The following is a 13640-nucleotide window of genomic DNA, read 5'->3' as shown; positions in this document are numbered from 1 at the left end:
CCGAGTATTCGACACTCGTCGAACTCGCAGTCGACAATATCATATAGAACCGACACGCACATTCTCCTATCATGACCACCGTCGGCATCGACGCCATGGAGATCTGGACAGGGAAGCTCAAACTGGACCTGCCCAACACGTTCGCGCCGGAGAAGGGTGAGGACCCCGAGAAGTACACGAAGGGCCTCGGCCTGAACGCCTCGTCGTTCCCGGACTCCTACGAGGACATCGTGACGATGGGGGCGAACGCCGCGAAGAAGTTGATGGACCGAAAGGGGCTGGAGCCGGACGACATCGGTCGAATCGACGTGGCCACGGAGTCCAGTTTCGACAACTCCAAGCCCATCTCGACGTACATCGCGGGGTGTCTCGAGCAGGTGTACGAGGGTGACTTCCATCACGCGAACAAGGGCGAGCGCAAGTTCGCCTGCATCGCGGGGACGCAGTCCATCGACGACGCCTACAACTGGATTCGCGCAGGCCGGAACCGCGGGCGCGCGGCGCTCGTCATCGCGACCGACACGGCGCTGTACGCTCGTGGTGACGCCGGCGAGGCGACCCAGGGTGCGGGCGCGGTCGCGATGCTCATCGACGAGGACCCGGACCTCGTCGAGCTGTCGATGGAGCAGGGCTACGGCTCGGCCGACGAGACGGACTTCCTGAAGCCGAACCAGCAGTTCCCCAGCGTGGACGGGAAGCGCTCGGTGAAGGTCTACCTCGCCCGGATGCGCGAGGCGCTGGAGGACTTCGAGTCCGTCGCGGGCAAGATCCACCCCGACGACTTCGCCTACGGGCCGTTCCACACGCCGTTCCCGGGCATGGTCCGCAAGGCCGCGCTGCTGGCGTACCGCCACATCATCCGCGACACCGAGGTCGAGGAGGAACTCGCCGAGGAGATCGGCCGCCAGCCCCGGCAGGAGGCCTTCGACGACGACGAGGCGTTCACCGAGGCGCTTCGCGAGTACATGGACGCGCTGAAGGGCACCGAGCAGTACCAGGACTGGTACGGCCGCACCATCGAGCCGACGCTCGGCATCTCCCGCGACGTCGGGAACTGGTACACCGGGTCGGTCCACATCGCCCGCCTCTCCGCGCTGATGCACGCCGCAGAGCAGGGCGAGGACCTCGCCGGCCAGCGGCTCCTCGTCGGGTCCTACGGCTCGGGTGCGCAGGCCGAGATCCACGCCGAGACCGTCTGTGACAACTGGCTGGAGGAGGTCGAGGCGCTCGACGTGCAGGAGCAGATCGACGCCCGTTACGACCTCTCCTGGGCGGAGTACGAGGAGGTCCACGACCGCCACAACCACGAGAAGGACAAGGAACTCGAGGAGTTCACGGCGCCCGAGAACGAGTTCGCCTTCGACGGCTGGGGCCGCATGGGCGAGCGCAAGTACCGGTACGTGGAATAACACGAGCCGTCTTTTTCTTCCGCGACCGGCCGGACTGATACCATACGCAACCTATACCGATACCCCTGCGCAAACTCGGGCAGATGGTGGCTCGACCGACGCGGCGAGGTCTGGGTGTCCTCGTCGCCGTCGCTTTGCTGGTGGGTGTACTGACGAGTGTGACGGTCGTGGTCGTCGCGGACGACGACGAGGGAGGCCTGCTCGAAGACGGCAAGGACCTCGCGAGAGACCTCGGACTGGTCGGGAGCGAGACGATGACGACGATTCGCGACGGCCTGTTCCTGGGCGACGGGGCGGCCGGGTCACCCGAACGCCCCTCCCCTGACCGCGACGGCGACCTGCTCGCGGACTCGTGGGAGCGCGCCGGCGAAATGCCCGACGGGACGCCACTGCCGGGCGCCGACCCGGACCAGAAGGACATCTACGTGCACGTCAGCTACGGCTCGAACGTCGAACGCCTGACCCAGGGCGAGAAGGTCCGACTGAAACGCATCTGGGCGGAGATGCCGGTGGCGAACCCGGACGGGACCACGGGCATCGACCTGCACATCGTCGAGACCGAGCGGCTGGACCACGCGGTGACGGTCGAGACGGTCGACGCCGAGGCGGTCCGGGGCGGGTACACCCGCGAGCGACTCGGTGGCGGCCTGTGCACCTACTACGGCGTGACGGTCGGCGAACTCGACGCGGGGCGGTACCTCGGGCTCGGGGACGCGCCGGGGTACGCCAGCGTCGTCCACCGCGACGCGCCGTGGTACGCTCACAACGGAACCGGCGTGGCGGGCGTCATCACGCACGAACTGCTCCACAACGTCGTCGGCCGGGTCGGCGAGGACGGCCACACCAGCGAGGGCTGGCTGGCCGGCGACCACGGCGGGCCGCGGGACTTCCTCTCGGAGCCGACCCGCACCCGGCTGAACGAGACGGGCTTCACCTTCCCGGACGCGAACCACGGCTACTACTACCGGCTCTGTACCGGCCAGAACACGACCGAGAACTGAGCTACTCCCGCCGGTCCGCCGCCGAAGAGGACTCGCGGAGCACCGATTCTCGTACCTGCACCGTGACGGCGGTGTCGGCACCGGACACCACGAACCGGGAGTCGGCGGTGTAGCCCTCGGGCACCGGGAACGCGCGGGCGTCGTCCGGGAGGGAGAGCGTCATGCGACAGTCACAGGCCGTCACGTCGATGGTCGCCGAGTCGGCTCCGACGAGGGTGACCCGGCTCTCCACGACGGAGAGGCTGGCATCGTCGGTCACCCGGTGGACGGTCGTGCCGGTCCGGTCGGAGAGGTTCCGGAGGGTGACGGTCGCGTCGTCGGTGTAGGTGAACGAGGTCCCCGACTCGGCGACGACCGCGACCGTGTCGGCCGTGAGGGTGCCTTGCCCGCGGACGGTGACGGCGAAATCAGAACTCGTGTTCCCCAAAGCGTCGAACTCGAGGACGGAATCGTCGAGCACGAGTGACCCGCCGTCTTCGACGAGCACCTGCCCGGTGACGACGAGCCGGACCGACTCGAAGCGGACCCGGTCCGTGACGACGAGGTCGCCCTCGTGGCGGACGGTCCGGGTGGGCTCGGGCGTGGCGGCGGGGCCGACCGGGTGCGGGGGTGCTGCTGTGCTCCCGGCGTCAGCCGGCGTCGCGGTGAGACGGACCGGCTCCTCCTGGACCGGGTCGATGGACTCGGTCGGGGTGGGCGTCGGCCCGACAGCGAAACTCGTCGCACTGCACCCCGCGAGCACGACCAGCACGGCGACGGTCAACAGGAGGGTCGGTCGGCCACGCATCTCGTCTTCGAATCGTCTGGACGGCGACGTAAACACTACGGCCGGCCCGGACGTTCGTACATACCTCTATCGGCCGATTTCTCGGGCTCCTGGGGTTTCTTTCCTCAGATAGCGAGGATAGCACAAATGCTCCTGTGGTGCGTCTCTCCGGGTATGTCCACAGTGACCGGACGACTCGGGCTGGACCGGCTGTCGAACGCGGACGTGAGCGTCCTCTCGCTCCGGGTCGGGGTCGGGCTCATCATGCTCGTCCACGGGCTCGGCAAGCTCACCGGGGCCGGTCCCGCAGGCTCCGGCATCGACGGGTTCGCGTTCGCCCTGGCCGGTCTGGGGGTGCCCGCGCCCATCCTGACGGCGTGGCTGGTCGGGTTCGCCGAGACCATCGGCGGCCTGCTGGTGCTCGTCGGCCTGTTCAGCCGGGTCGGGGCGGCGGCCATCGCGGTCGTGATGACGGGCGCCATCCTGCTGGTCCACCTGCCGAACGGGTTCGTCGTCTCGAACGGGGGCTACGAGTTCGCCCTGCTGTTGCTGCTCGTGTCGGTCTCGCTCGTGTTCACCGACCCCGGGCGGTACTCGGTCGCGCACTGGCTCGCCGACCGCGAGGCAGAGAAGACGGCGCGGCCCGCGGCCTGATTCTCGGTCCGGAATCCCCCGGCTAGGGGAGTTCGCGCAGCGCGTCGACCATCTCCTCGGCCGGCTTCTGCGTCACCGCGAGCGAGAAGCCGTCGGCACGCGCGAGCTTGGGCGCGTGCTCCCAGAGTTCGTCGGCCTCGATACCGTGCAGGACCACCGCGTTCGGGGTCGGGGTGACGACGCGCATCGCGACCAGCGGGGACTCCCCGCGGGTTATCTCGGTGAAGATGAGCGCCCGCGAGGTGGACTGCCCGTAGAGCCGGTAGAACTCCTCCGAGGAGAGCCGGGTGATGGCCGCGATGGAGTTGATGACGGTGTGGCCCGAGATGTGGCGCTCCTCGGCGGCGTGGACCTCGGTGGCGTCGATGGCGTCGTAGAAGCGCGACAGCGGGATGGTCGTCGGGTACTCCCGGAGGTCGCGGACGATGTCGCTCTCGAACCCGGCCGAGAGGACGCGGGCGTACTGCCGGATGTGGTCGCCACCGCGGCTCTCGTCGATGTCGAGCAGCGCGTTCACCATGCGGCTCACGACCCCGATGCCGGGGTTCTCGCGGCGTCCGCTCTCGTAGTCGGAGACGACCGACGAGGAGACGTCGAGGTGGGCCGCGAGGTCGGTCTGGCTCACCCCGAAGTCGGTGCGCCACTTCCGGAGCGTCGCGCCGGGGTCCTCCGAGAGGGTCACCTCGCCGGCGATCTTCGTCGCGAGGCTGCGCCGTGGACTGTCGCTCATGGTCGTGCAGTGGAGTGACACGCGGCAAAAACGTATCGAAACTCGGGTTCGACGGACGACGAACCACGAGAGATTTCCTTGTGGGTTTCGATACCATCCCGTATGCCCTCGACCGTCGTCCACGTCGCCCTCGCCGCCATCGTCGCCTGCGCCCTCCTCGGGCCCGCGTTCTCGGGGCGCGCGCTCGTCGCGGTGCTGGCCCTGACCGCGTTCGTCGACCTCGACGTGTTCGTCGGGTTCGTCCTCGTGGGCGCGCATCGGGCGGCGTTCCACACCCTCCTCTTCCCGGCCGTCCTCGGTGCTGCCCTCGCGTTCGACCTGTACGCCGACCGCCCCTCGAGGCTCGTCGCGCGGTTCGGCCCCCACGCGCCCCGGGTCGCCGCCGTGGCCATCGTCGCGGTCGTCTTCGGCGCCATCGGGCCCGACCTGATGACCAACGGCGTGAACGTCCTCTGGCCCCTGCACGACCAGTTCTACGCGCTCACGGGGAAGCTCCACCTCTCGGACCAGCGCGGCGTCGTCCAGACGTTCGTGGAGTTCGAGAACGGCGAGCCGACGAGGAAGGTCGCGAAGGGCTCGACGAAGGAGGTCCAGTACTACACCGGCGTCGACACCAACCCGGACCGGTCGGGCGAGCCGGTCACCCGCGAGCGCATCTTCCCGCTGGTCGACTCCGGCATCCAGCTCCTCATCGTCCTGACGGCGGGCGTCGTCTCGGCGGTGCGGCTGTGGGACGAGCGCTGATTCGAATACCGGTGCCCCTGCCGACCTGCCCGCGAACGAAACCGTGAGGACGCCCCCGGCTGAAGCGGGTGTATGACCCGACCCTACGATTCCGACACCGACGCGGAGGCGCTCTGGGAACTCAAGCGCGGCTTCGAACTCGGCCTCGGCTCGGGCACCGGCGGCGACGAGAAGCAGGCGAAGTACGAGGGGAAACTCGACGACGACTACCGGACGGACTGGCTGGAGTGGGTGGACCGATGCGTGGCCGACGACGAGCGCTGCGTGACGGTCGCGACGGCTGGCGACGGTGACGAACATGAACTCGCCGGCTACGTGTTCGTTCTTCCGGAACGCCTCGCGTTCATCTGGGACGCGGCCGTCCTCAACGAGATCTACGTCCGCCCGGAGTACCGCGGAACTGGCGTGGCTGACGACCTGATGGCCGCTGCCGTCTCGCTCGCCCGGGACCAGGCCCTCCCGCTGGACCGGCTGGTGCTGGACGTGGACCGTGAGAACGAGCGCGCGACGGCGTTCTACGACCGCCACGGGTTCGCCCACTGGGGCGAGATGGTGGCGCGAGAACTCTGATCAGTCGGCCAGGTGCGCGACGACGCCGCCGAGGCCACCGCAGATGACGGGGTAGACGACGCCCGCGACGACGACCGCGTTCACCAGCGGGACCGACAGGGAACTCCCGTCGCCGGAGGCCGAGAACACGAGCGAGCCGATGGCCGCGACCACGAGGTAGCCCACCGCGACGAGCGCGCCGGCGACGGCCGAGTCGGCGAGGTCGGCGGTCACGCCACCCGTGCGCGCCGCGAGGAAGCCGGCTACCACCAGCGCCAGGGGGACCACGACGTAGGTCAGCTGGACGAGGCCGCCACCGGCGAGGTCGATGAGGTTGAACGACCCGCTGGAGAGCTGGCCCTCGTAGGAGAGCTGGACGAAGTGGCCGTTGAACAGCACCATCCCGGCGGCCTTCCACGTCGCCACGGAGTCGCGGACCGCGGAGACGATGACCTGTTCGAGCGCCTGCCCGATGGAGTCGGGCTGGGGTAACTCGGACTGGGTCCACAGGACGAACGTGAGCACGTAGCTCGCGAGGAAGGCGCCGACACCGGCGACCGCGCTCCTCGCGGCGGTCGTCGCGTCGAGTGTGGCACCCTCGTCGCCGAAGGTCGTGGACAGACTATTGTCGGTCGACATGACAGTTCTGGATTCGCACCGATTCGGTAAAGACGTTGTGTAAACGCCGATTTCGTTGTAATCTATCGATTACATTTATCAGAAACAAGATAAACTACGTAGGGTCGCCGTTCAAGTGTGGGTGGCGCGAACCACCGAGGTCTGGTCCGGCGACGACATATCGGATATTCTACTTTAATGCGCTTCAGATTACGTATAACAGGTCCCGGCCCCTCGGTTCGAACGTCGCATGACCGACTACGAACTGCCGCCACTCCCGTACGATTACGACGCACTCGAACCGCACATCTCCGAACAGGTGCTCCGCTGGCACCACGACACCCACCACCAGGGCTACGTCGACGGGTGGAACTCGGCCGAGGAGACGCTCGCCGCGAACCGCGACGCGGGCGAGTTCGGCGACTCCCCGGGCGCCATCCGGAACGTCACGCACAACGGCTCCGGGCACGTCCTCCACGACCTGTTCTGGCAGAACATGAGCCCCGAGGGCGGCGACGAGCCCGCGGGCGACCTGCGAGCGCGCATCGAGGCCGACTTCGGCTCCTACGACGCCTGGGAGGGCGAGTTCCGCGCCGCCGCCGGGAACGCCGGAGGCTGGGCGCTGCTCGTCTACGACTCCTTCAGCAACCAGCTCCGGAACGTCGTGGTGGACAAGCACGACCAGGGCGCGCTGTGGGGTGCTCATCCCATCCTCGCGCTCGACGTCTGGGAGCACTCGTACTACCACGACTACGGCCCGGCCCGCGGCGACTTCGTGGACTCGTTCTTCGAGGTCGTCGACTGGCGCGAGCCGGCCAGTCGCTACGAGGACGCCGTCGCCGCCTTCGAATAGGTCCCCGGCTTCGGCCTTCCGAGCACGCTCTCCGGGGCCCCCGCGGCGGTCGCGCGACCGTGGGCATCACGCGCGACCTGCCGTGACGGCTGGCCGCCCGGCCGCCGTCCCGGACTGTCATCCCTCCTGCTGTTCCTGTCGGTACTGCACCCGCGAGACCGTGTAGCGGTACACGTCGTGAGCGCCCTGCGAATCCGTCTCGTCGTTTCGGGCGACTGCGTCGCGCTGGCCGCCGAAGCGGTCGAGGTACCGCTCGATGGCGCGCTGGGAGTTCTCGTTGCCGACCCGGGTCGTCACCTCGACCAGCTCGAGGTCGAGGTGGTCGAACGCGAGTTCGAGGAACGCTCCGGCGCGCTCGCCGGAGTAGCCCCGCCCCCAGAAGTCGGTGCCGAGCATGACGCCGACCTCGGCACTCTTGCGGCCCCAGACGGGCCGGAACGACGCGATACCGGCGAAGCGCCCCGCGTCGGGTTCACCGTCTGCCGGCCGGAGGACGTAGGCTGCGGCGGTCCCCTCGCGCCCCTGCTCGGCGAAGCTCCGGAGCAGGTCGTGCGAGCGTTTCGGCGTCGAGACGAACGTCGGCGAGACGTACGCGAACACGCGCTCGGGGTCGGCCTCGCGGGAGAACGCCCGGTAGAACTCGAGTGGGTCGGTGTCGGCGTCGACGCGCGTCATGACGAGACGGTCGGTCTCGATGCGGGCCGGGAACAGGCCGTCGTCCCAGGAGAACTCGGGCATCGTGCTCACCCGTGGAACGTCACGTCCGGCCCGTGGTCGGTCGCCTCGTAGTCCTCGCGGGTGATGCTGTACTGGACCACGTCGCGTGGTTCGCCGTCGATGACGTGGCCGTTCCGGAGGGTGGCGTCGCGCTGGCCGTTCCAGCGATCGACGTACCTCTCGATGGCCCGGCGCGAGTTCTCGTTCGCGACGGTGTGGCTCACCGAGACCACGCCGAGGTCGAGGCGCTCGAAGGTGCAGACGACGAAGGCGTCGGCGCGCTCGCCGGAGTAGCCCCGCCCCCAGAACGGTCGCCGCAGGCCGAAGGTGAAGTACGCGGTCCGGCGGTCCCAGATGGCGAACAGTTCGGCCTCGCCCGCCGGTTCCCCGGCACCGTCCTCGCCGTCCTTCGGCCGGACGACGTAGGTCCCGGCGTTCCCGCCGTCCCAGCGGTCGGTCCGCGAGGCGAGGAACTCGCGGGCCTCCTGTGGATGCTCGAACGGCTCGATGGGGATGTGCTCGAACGCGGCCGGGTCGGCGTGCCCGGCACGCATCGGCTCGTACCGCTCGAACACGTCGGTCTCCCCGGGTGACTCGTGGACGAGGTTCAGGCGTTCCGTCTCGATGCGGTCGGGGAAGCGGTCAGGCACGGATGGTCACCTCGTCGGGGGTCCCGCCGGCCGCGCGCCACTGCTGCTGGCTGATGGTGTACCGGACCAGGTCCGCGGGCTCGCCGTCCTCGGTCGGCTCCCAGTTCCGGAGCAGGCAGTCGCGCTGGCCACCCCAGCGGTCGACGTACTTCCGGATGGCGCGTTTCGACTGCTCGTTGTCCACCATGTGCGCCGGCGAGACGTAGTCGAGGTCGAGGCGGTCGAAGGCGACCGCGAGGGTCGCCCCGGCGCGTTCACCGGAGTAGCCCCGCCCCCAGAAGGGCCGGTGGATGGTGACGCCGGTGAACGCCTGGCGCTTCCCCCACTCGACGTGCAGGCTCGCTCTGCCGACGTGCAGCTGGTCGTCGTCGGGGACGACCGCGGCGTCGGGCGCTGGTTCGTCCTCGCGGGCGAAGATGGCCCACGTGGCGGCCTCGCCGGCCTCCCACTGCTCGCGGGCGTCGGCCAGCCAGTCCGCGCTGCCCTTCGGGTGCTGGTGCGGGTTCGAGTGCAGGTGCTCGTGCTCGGCCACCGCACGCTCGCGGTGCGCACCCATCTTCTCGTACACGCTGTCGGGGTCCAGCGCCCGGTCGGCGCGTTCGAGCCGGAGGCGCTCGGTCTCGACGTGTGCGGGGAAGAGGTCGGTCATGGCCGGTCGTGGATGGTCAGGTCGACCGTCACGTCCGCGGCCTCGTACTGCTCGCGGGTGATGCTGTAGCGATGGACGCTCGCGGGCTCGTCGCCGTGGGTGTCGAGGTTCGGGAAGTAGCCGTCGTGCTGGCCGCCCCACCGACCCACGTACTTCTCGATGGCCCGTTTCGACTGGTCGTTCTCGTCGAGTACCGTCACGGCCACGAGGTCGAGGTCGAGGCGGTCGAACGCCAGCGTGACGAAGGCGTCGGCGCGTTCGCCCGAGTAGCCACGCCCCCAGAAGGGCTTGCGGAGCCACATCCCGAAGGTGACGCTCCGCTGGTCCCAGTCGGGGTGGAGGCCCGCGGTGCCGGCGAACTCGCCCGCGCCGGGTACCTCGGTCCCGTCCTCGCCGGCTTTCGGGTACAGGGCGTACAGTTTCCCGTCGCCGGCCTCGGCCTGCTCGCCGACGGCCCGGACGAACTCCCACGTCTCTTCTGGAACCTGGTGGGGCTCCCACGTCATGTACCGGGTCGCCTGCTCGATGCCCGCCTCGGTGGAGTAGTAGGGGTAGACGTCGAGGGTGTCGACGGTGTCGAGGCCGACACGCTCGAAGCGCAGGCGCGCCGTCTCGAAGCGCTCGGGGAAGAGGTCGCTCATCACTCGAACCCGTCCTCGTGGACCGTCAGGCCGACCGGCACGTCGGCCTCGTCGTACTGCTCGCGGGTGATGGTGTAGCGATGCAGGTCCCGCGGCTCGTCGTCGAGGACGACCCAGTTCCGGAGGATGCCGTCGTACTGGCCGCCCCAGCGGTCGACGTACTTCTCGATGGCGCGCTTCGAGGCCTCGTTCTCGTCGGTGTGGGCCGCCGCGACGAGTTCGAGGTCGAGGCGGTCGAAGGCGAGGTCCACGAGGGCGTCGGCGCGCTCGCCCGAGTAGCCGCGTCCCCAGAACGGCTCGCGGAGCCAGACGCCGAGGCGGGCCGTCCGGCGGTCCCACAGCGGGATGAGCGACGCGACGCCGGCGAACTCGCCGGCCCCGTCCTCGCCCGCTTTCGGGATCATCGCCCAGTTCGCGCGGTCGGCCTCCTCCCACTTCTCGGCGCTCTCTGCGAGGTAGTCGAAGGTGTCTTTCGGCGTGTCGTGCTGTGATTTCGAGATGTGCTCGACCGTGTCCGCGAACCCCTCCTGGCTCATCACGTCGTAGAGTTCGAACACGTCGACGGTCTCGTCGAGGCGCTCGTAGCGGAGACGCTCGGTCTCGAACGCGGTGGGGAACAGGTGCATGGCTGGCGGCTTCGCCCGGGAGTACAAAAAGCGTTCTCGGGGTGTGACACGGTCTGACTCGCCCGGTGTTCAGGTTACGAACAGCCGGTCCCGCGCCGTCTCGCAGGCCGTCCGGAGCGCGTCGTCGCGGGCGCAGGCGTCCACCCAGTCCACGAAGTCGAGTTCGCCCGGGCCGCCGAGGTGGCCGAGCGCGTACACCGCCTCCCGGACGGTCCGGCGGTCGTGGCGGGTCGGGTCGGCGTACCACCGGACCCCGGCGGCCGGGTCCGCAAGCGGGTCCGGGACCGGCTCTGGTGCCGATTCAGCGGTCTCGGCGGCGGTCTGGAGTGGCGCCTGCACGTCGTACCCGGCCTGGTCGAGGTAGTACAGCCCGGCGAGTCCGGCGAGTGCCTCCGGGCCGGTGGTGCAGGCGAGGCGCTCGAACCGGTTCGCCCGGCGGGCACCCAGTTCCGGCGAGGCGAGCGTGAGGTTCGCGAGCGTGATACCGGCGAGGAACCGGCTCGGACTCCCGGCGTCACCGTCGAGCACGTCGGTCACCCGGCTGGTGTAGGGGTCGACCACGTGGGGGTGCGACCGGGCGAACTCCCGCAGCGCCGAGAGCGCCAGCGCCCGGGAGTCGGGGTCGTCCTCGTCGAGCATGGTGACGAGCCGGGGGACGACCACGCCCTCCTCGACCGACAGCAGGGCGTCGGGTCGCTCCCACGCCAGCGAGGCGATGGCGGCCGCACTCGCCTGCCGGATGGGGGCGTCCTCGTCGGCGAGCGAGGCGACGAAGCGCTCGCGGACCCGGCCGTCGATGGTCCCGAGGTGGGTCAGCGCGGTCGTCACCGGGTGGAGGAAGTCCCGGGAGACGACGACGGCCCCGCGCTGGGACTCGAACGCCCGGAGCAGGCTCTCCGCGACGGGACGGATGATGTGGGGGTCGTACGCGCCGATCTCGGCGAGGCGCTGGGCCGCGGCGGTCGGCAACTCCTCGGCGTCGAGGCGCTCGGCGAGGTCGAACGGTTCGTCGGGGTCGGGCTGTGCGGGCTCGGTCCGCGTCGCCTCGACGAAGCGCTGCATGGCCTCGCGGTGGTGGCCCTCGCAGACGTGGAACGCGGTCGCCTCGCCCGAGACGACCGAGATGTCGCGACGCTCGCAGTGCTCGCAGTCCGGCACGGTCGATTCGACCCACTCGCGGGTGGCGTCGTGGGCCCAGTAGTCCGGGCGCGTCGACGGCCGGAGGTCGGCACCAGCCCTGGCGTAGGCCTGCACGACGCGGGTGAGGGCCGTCAGTTCGTCGGCGCCGACCGGGTGGTCGTACCGGGCGTAGTCGGGCCGCCACGAGAGCGTCTTCAGGCGGTTCGCGATGCGGTGGAGCGCGTCGTTGTCGAGGTCGCGCTCGACGTCGGTCGCCAGCTCGCGACGGAAGAAGTCGGCGTAGGCGTCGCGGAAGGCGTCGGCGTCGTGTACACCGATGGCTGCTGCCGGCGGGTCGAACGACACGGCGGTCGTCGCCGGGAGGTCCCAGCCGGTGTCGAGTGGCATACCGGCGGATTCCGCCCGCCGGTGCTTAACGTCTCCGTCCGAGGCCGGGGTCGGCCGGCTCACGTCCCCCCGGAACCGCTCAGCTCTCGGTGTGTGCTTCCTGCTTCCCGGCGAGGTCGTACGGCTGCATCCGGTAGAACTCGAAGCTCAGCTCCTGTGGGTCGCGGTCGAAGGTGTCGACCAGCGGGATGTGGATGTGGCGCATCCGGTCGAGTATCTCGGTGCCGACCGCGCCCTCGGTTATCGACGCGAGCTGGCCGCGGGCGACGACGCTCTTCCAGCCCTCACCGGTCTGCTCGAAGGTGACGAACGAGACGTGGGTGTCCCGGTCGAGCAGGTCAGCCTTCGTGCTGTCGGCCCCGAACGCCAGCCGGAAGTAGAACGTCTCCTCCTCGGCGTCGAAGCCGTACGAGACGGGGATGGAGTACGGCGCCTGGTCGGCGTCGGTCGACAGCGAGATGACGCCTGTCCCGCCCCGTCCGAGGAACTCGTTTCGCGTCTCGTCGTCCATCTGTACGGAACGGATGTCTTCCATGAGGAATGGTAGCACTGCTGGAGACAAAAGCGTTCGTCGGATTCCCGAGACGTGGGACGCCCGTGGCGCCGCCGAAGGCGACCGCGGTGGCGGTCCACCGGCTCAGACCGGATCTGTCGGCAGGTCGTACGGTTCCGGCTGGCTCCCGTCGGTGTCGGTGAAGTCGTACTCGCGGGCGAGGTCGCCGACCTTGAAGATGCCACCGGTCCTCGTGAACACGTCCTCGTCAGCCGCGAGCGCGACGACCGCCCGGCCGACGAACTCCGGCGAGTGCGCGCTCTCGGGGAGGTCGTCGCCGACCGACTCGAACGCGGCGACCACGCGCTCGGTCCGGGTGAACCCAGGGTAGACCACCAGCGAGGTCACCCCGTCCGGTTCGAGTTCGTACGCCATCCCCTGGTGGAGGCGGTCGACCGCGGTCTTCGCGGTGTCGTACGGGACACTGCCGCGGAACTTCTCGCCGTCACCGGCCGAGATACCGACGATGAGGCCTCCCTGCTGGGCGCGCATCATCGGTGCCACGAGCCGGCTGGTCGTGAAGTGCGCCCGGACGCCGGCGTCGAACATCCGGTCCCAGCGGTCGATGGGCTGCTTCCAGAACGGGAACCCGAAGGTCTCGTCGTGGCCCTCGTAGCCGCCCCAGACGTTGTTGACGAGGAGGTCGAGCCGGCCATGCTCGTCCTCGATGCGGTCGACCAGCGCCGCGACCTGCTCGTCGTCGGTGTGGTCGCACGCGACCGCGATGCCCTCGCCGCCGGCCTCGGTGACGAGTTCCGCCGTCTCCGTCACGGTGCCGGGCACGCCCTCGGTGGTGTCGTCGTCGACGCTCCGACCGGTGACGTACACTGTCGCGCCTGCCGTGCCGAGTTCCACCGCGATGCCTCGCCCGACGCCGCGACTCGCCCCCGTGACGAGTGCGACGGTCTCCGAGAGGTCTCTCATGGGCTGTGTACGGCGCGAGCAGGCAAAAG

General features: G+C 69.5%; 17 protein-coding genes. 6 read left to right on the top strand and 11 right to left on the bottom strand.

Annotation, left to right across the window (positions count from 1 at the left end):
• Positions 1-71: 71 nt before the first annotated feature.
• The gene (gene hmgB, locus NOV86_RS06120) at positions 72-1409 is read left to right on the top strand and encodes a hydroxymethylglutaryl-CoA synthase (RefSeq protein WP_267640416.1); all 1338 of its coding nucleotides are present in this window, start codon (positions 72-74) and stop codon (positions 1407-1409) included.
• Positions 1410-1567: 158 nt separating this feature from the next.
• Complete coding sequence (locus NOV86_RS06115) at positions 1568-2410, top strand: hypothetical protein (protein WP_267640415.1); 843 nt, start codon at positions 1568-1570, stop codon at positions 2408-2410.
• A 1-nt stretch (position 2411) separates the two neighbouring features.
• Here NOV86_RS06115 and NOV86_RS06110 read toward each other — a convergent pair whose 3' ends face one another.
• A complete protein-coding gene (locus NOV86_RS06110; protein WP_267640414.1) occupies positions 2412-3197 on the bottom strand; it encodes a hypothetical protein in 786 nt (261 codons plus the stop codon).
• A gap of 153 nt (positions 3198-3350) precedes the next feature.
• On the opposite strand from NOV86_RS06110, the gene NOV86_RS06105 reads away from it, so the two are divergent.
• Complete coding sequence (locus NOV86_RS06105; protein WP_267640413.1) at positions 3351-3830, top strand: DoxX family protein; 480 nt, start codon at positions 3351-3353, stop codon at positions 3828-3830.
• 22 nt (positions 3831-3852) lie between these two features.
• On the opposite strand, the gene NOV86_RS06100 is transcribed toward NOV86_RS06105, so the two are convergent.
• Positions 3853-4560 carry a helix-turn-helix domain-containing protein gene (locus NOV86_RS06100; RefSeq protein ID WP_267640412.1) on the bottom strand — a complete coding sequence of 236 codons (708 nt, stop codon included), beginning with the start codon at positions 4558-4560 and terminating at the stop codon, positions 3853-3855.
• 102 nt (positions 4561-4662) lie between these two features.
• Between NOV86_RS06100 and NOV86_RS06095 the strand changes: the two genes are divergently transcribed.
• Together NOV86_RS06095 and NOV86_RS06090 are read left to right on the top strand one after the other, a co-directional pair.
• Positions 4663-5304 (top strand): metal-dependent hydrolase, encoded by a 642-nt coding sequence (locus NOV86_RS06095; protein WP_267640411.1) that lies wholly within the window; start codon positions 4663-4665, stop codon positions 5302-5304.
• Between the two features lie 72 nt (positions 5305-5376).
• Entirely contained in the window at positions 5377-5874 is a 498-nt protein-coding gene (locus NOV86_RS06090) for a GNAT family N-acetyltransferase (RefSeq protein WP_267640410.1), read from the top strand.
• Here NOV86_RS06090 and NOV86_RS06085 read toward each other — a convergent pair whose 3' ends face one another.
• Positions 5875-6492, bottom strand: a complete 618-nt coding sequence (locus NOV86_RS06085) for a DUF7978 family protein (protein WP_267640409.1) — start codon at positions 6490-6492, stop codon at positions 5875-5877. It lies immediately after the preceding gene.
• 229 nt (positions 6493-6721) lie between these two features.
• On the opposite strand from NOV86_RS06085, the gene sod reads away from it, so the two are divergent.
• Positions 6722-7324 carry a superoxide dismutase [Mn] gene (sod, locus tag NOV86_RS06080; RefSeq protein ID WP_267640408.1) on the top strand — a complete coding sequence of 201 codons (603 nt, stop codon included), beginning with the start codon at positions 6722-6724 and terminating at the stop codon, positions 7322-7324.
• A gap of 117 nt (positions 7325-7441) precedes the next feature.
• Here sod and NOV86_RS06075 read toward each other — a convergent pair whose 3' ends face one another.
• The 8 genes from NOV86_RS06075 to NOV86_RS06040 form a co-directional block, all read right to left on the bottom strand.
• On the bottom strand, positions 7442-8062 hold the full coding sequence (locus NOV86_RS06075; protein ID WP_267640407.1) for a GNAT family N-acetyltransferase: 621 nt from the start codon (positions 8060-8062) through the stop codon (positions 7442-7444).
• 5 nt (positions 8063-8067) lie between these two features.
• Entirely contained in the window at positions 8068-8691 is a 624-nt protein-coding gene (locus NOV86_RS06070) for a GNAT family N-acetyltransferase (RefSeq protein ID WP_267640406.1), read from the bottom strand.
• Entirely contained in the window at positions 8684-9340 is a 657-nt protein-coding gene (locus NOV86_RS06065) for a GNAT family N-acetyltransferase (protein ID WP_267640404.1), read from the bottom strand. Before NOV86_RS06065 ends, NOV86_RS06070 begins: the two co-directional genes overlap by 8 nt.
• On the bottom strand, positions 9337-9981 hold the full coding sequence (locus NOV86_RS06060; protein WP_267640402.1) for a GNAT family N-acetyltransferase: 645 nt from the start codon (positions 9979-9981) through the stop codon (positions 9337-9339). Before NOV86_RS06060 ends, NOV86_RS06065 begins: the two co-directional genes overlap by 4 nt.
• Positions 9981-10607: a GNAT family N-acetyltransferase gene (locus tag NOV86_RS06055; protein ID WP_267640400.1), complete on the bottom strand. Its 627-nt coding sequence runs from the start codon at positions 10605-10607 to the stop codon at positions 9981-9983. Before NOV86_RS06055 ends, NOV86_RS06060 begins: the two co-directional genes overlap by 1 nt.
• Positions 10608-10676: 69 nt before the next feature.
• Positions 10677-12134, bottom strand: a complete 1458-nt coding sequence (locus NOV86_RS06050) for a hypothetical protein (protein WP_267640398.1) — start codon at positions 12132-12134, stop codon at positions 10677-10679.
• Between the two features lie 79 nt (positions 12135-12213).
• The gene (locus tag NOV86_RS06045; protein ID WP_267640397.1) at positions 12214-12669 is read right to left on the bottom strand and encodes a pyridoxamine 5'-phosphate oxidase family protein; all 456 of its coding nucleotides are present in this window, start codon (positions 12667-12669) and stop codon (positions 12214-12216) included.
• A gap of 102 nt (positions 12670-12771) precedes the next feature.
• Positions 12772-13611: an SDR family NAD(P)-dependent oxidoreductase gene (locus tag NOV86_RS06040; protein WP_267640396.1), complete on the bottom strand. Its 840-nt coding sequence runs from the start codon at positions 13609-13611 to the stop codon at positions 12772-12774.
• Between the last annotated feature and the right edge of the window lie 29 nt (positions 13612-13640).

Origin of the sequence: Haloarchaeobius amylolyticus (genome assembly GCF_026616195.1) — an archaeon.
In the GTDB taxonomy this organism is placed as follows: domain Archaea; phylum Halobacteriota; class Halobacteria; order Halobacteriales; family Natrialbaceae; genus Haloarchaeobius; species Haloarchaeobius amylolyticus.
This window is presented reverse-complemented; position numbering and strand designations above follow the sequence as displayed.